Below are 2,177 nucleotides of genomic sequence, written 5' to 3' on the forward strand. Positions count from 1 at the left end.
AGGATGTCTTGGAGGACAAACCTCTTCTACGGCAGCTCCGCTGCTTTGCCCAGCGGCCTTGACAGACGAGCGCCACGCCTAACTGAACGGCGTTGGGTCTAGAGGCCGAGCAGCGCCGGGTCGGAGGCGGCGGCGCGCAGCGCCTCGCGCGGGTCGGCGACCAGCCGGCGCTCCGTCAGGTCGAGGATGCCGCCGACGCCGGTGACCTCGGCCGCGAGCACGCCGTCGGTGCGGGTGATGCGCTGCACGACCTGGAAGGTCTTGCCGTCGCGCCACACGAACGCGCAGCTCACGTCCACGGTGTCGCCGGCACGCAGCTCGCGCAGGTACTTGATCGTCGTCTCCAGCACCACCGGGCCCACGCCTTTGGCGACCAGCTCGGCCTGGCGGATGCCGGCGGCCAGGAGGTACTCCCAGCGGGCGTGCTCGGCGTACTGGAGGTAGACGGACTGGTTGAGGTGGCCCTGGGTGTCGGTCTCGTATCCGCGGACGGTCACCCGCGTCGTGAAGTCCTGATCGGTCATGGTCGGCACGCTACTCCGGGGTCGGTGGGGGTGCCGTGTGGTGTCGGTCACGAGGCTCACGGCAGGAGGTCGAGGAGCGGGGCCAGGGCGGCCGGGCGGCGGTCGACCGGCAGGTGGTCGACGGGGTGGAACGCGCAGCCGAGGGCCGTCGCGCCGCCGTCGCAGGTGCGGTCGTCGCCGACCATCAGGACGTCGGCCGGCGCGAGGCCGAGCTGTGCGCAGGCCGCCTCGAAGATCGCCGGGTCCGGCTTCTGCGCGCCGACCTCGACGGACAGGACGTAGGCGTCGACCAGTTCGTCCAGGCCGTGGGCGCGGAAGACCGGGCGCAGGTCCCAGCCGATGTTGCTGACCACGGCCACCGGGATGCCGCGGCGGCGCAGTTCGCGCAGCGTCGGCTCGGCGTCGGGGTAGGGCTGCCAGCTGGCCGGGGCCATGTGCGTGTCGTAGAGGGCGTCGACGTCGAGCCCGGCGGGCGGCTCGGCGGCGCGGGCCAGCGCGGTGTACGCGGCCCGGTGCAGCTCGGCGCTCAAGTCCCGGTCGTCCCAGGACTCCTGGACGTCGGGCGGGATCCGCCGCGGCGCCACGCCGCCCGGCAGGGCGCCGAACTCCTCCAGGCGGGCGACCAGTTCGGCCCGCTCGTGGTCGGGCAGGGCCAGGCCGGTGGCGGCGGTGTGGGCGTCGAGCCACCGGGCGGTGGAGACGACGCGGAAGAGCGTCCCGGAGAAGTCGAACATCACGCCTTTGGTCATGCCTTCGGTCACCCCTCGGTCATGCCTGTGGTCATGCCTTTGGTCACGTCGCCGAGACTACCGGGCACCGGTCACGGGCCGGGCGGTGCGCGGCGGTTCGACGGCGGACGTTCAGCGGGCGGACATGTCCCGCCTCACGGGAGGGTGAGGATCCGCGGGCCGTCCTCGGTGATGGCGACGGTGTGCTCGACGTGGGCGGCGCGGGCGCCGTCGGTGGTGCGGAGCGTCCAGCCGTCGGGGTCGGTGGCGTAGTCGTCCCGGCCGCCGACGATCAGCATGGGCTCGATGGCCAGCACCAGGCCCGGGCGCAGCGGGTAACCCCGGCCGGGGCGGCCCTCGTTGGGTACGTGCGGGTCCTCGTGCATGCGGCGACCGATGCCGTGGCCGCCGTAGCCGTCCAGCAGGCCGTAGCGGCCGCTGCGGGCGACGGCACCGATCGCGTGCCCGATGTCGCCGGTGCGGTTGCCGACGACGGCGGCGGCGATCCCGGCCTCCAGGGCGCGGCGGGCGGTGTCGATCAGCGCGGTGTCCTCGGGGCGGGCGGTGCCGACGCTGAAGCTGACGGCCGCGTCGCCCGCCCAGCCGTCGAGGACGGCGCCGCAGTCGATGCTCACGAGGTCGCCGTCGCGCAGCCGGTAGCCGTCCGGGATGCCGTGGACGACGGCGTCGTTCACGGAGGCGCAGATGACGGCCGGGAACGGCACGGGCGCGAACGAGGGCCGGTACCCGAGGAACGGCGACGTGGCCCCGGCCGCCCGCAGCACACCCCGCGCGACCTCGTCCAGCTCCAGCAGGCTCACCCCGACGGCCGCTGCTGGATCTCGGGCCGCATCGCCTCGACCCGCTTGACCAGGAAGTCCCCGGTGACCATGCGGCGCAGCCGGGCGTGCTCCGGGTCGTCGAG

At 74.0% G+C, this 2,177-nt stretch carries 2 protein-coding genes and 1 pseudogene; all 3 read right to left on the minus strand.

Annotated features, from left to right (window positions below):
- Positions 1–98 precede the first annotated feature (98 nt).
- A complete protein-coding gene (locus tag AB0O00_RS36650; protein ID WP_363659029.1) occupies positions 99–524 on the minus strand; it encodes an acyl-CoA thioesterase in 426 nt (141 codons plus the stop codon).
- 56 nt (positions 525–580) lie between these two features.
- Positions 581–1,273 (minus strand): HAD-IA family hydrolase, encoded by a 693-nt coding sequence (locus AB0O00_RS36655; RefSeq protein WP_363659030.1) that lies wholly within the window; start codon positions 1,271–1,273, stop codon positions 581–583.
- A gap of 134 nt (positions 1,274–1,407) precedes the next feature.
- Positions 1,408–2,088, minus strand: a pseudogene (gene map / locus AB0O00_RS36660) (type I methionyl aminopeptidase); the annotation flags it as partial.
- Positions 2,089–2,177 lie beyond the last annotated feature (89 nt).

This window comes from Kitasatospora sp. NPDC093558 (assembly GCF_040683475.1).
Lineage (GTDB): Bacteria > Actinomycetota > Actinomycetes > Streptomycetales > Streptomycetaceae > Kitasatospora.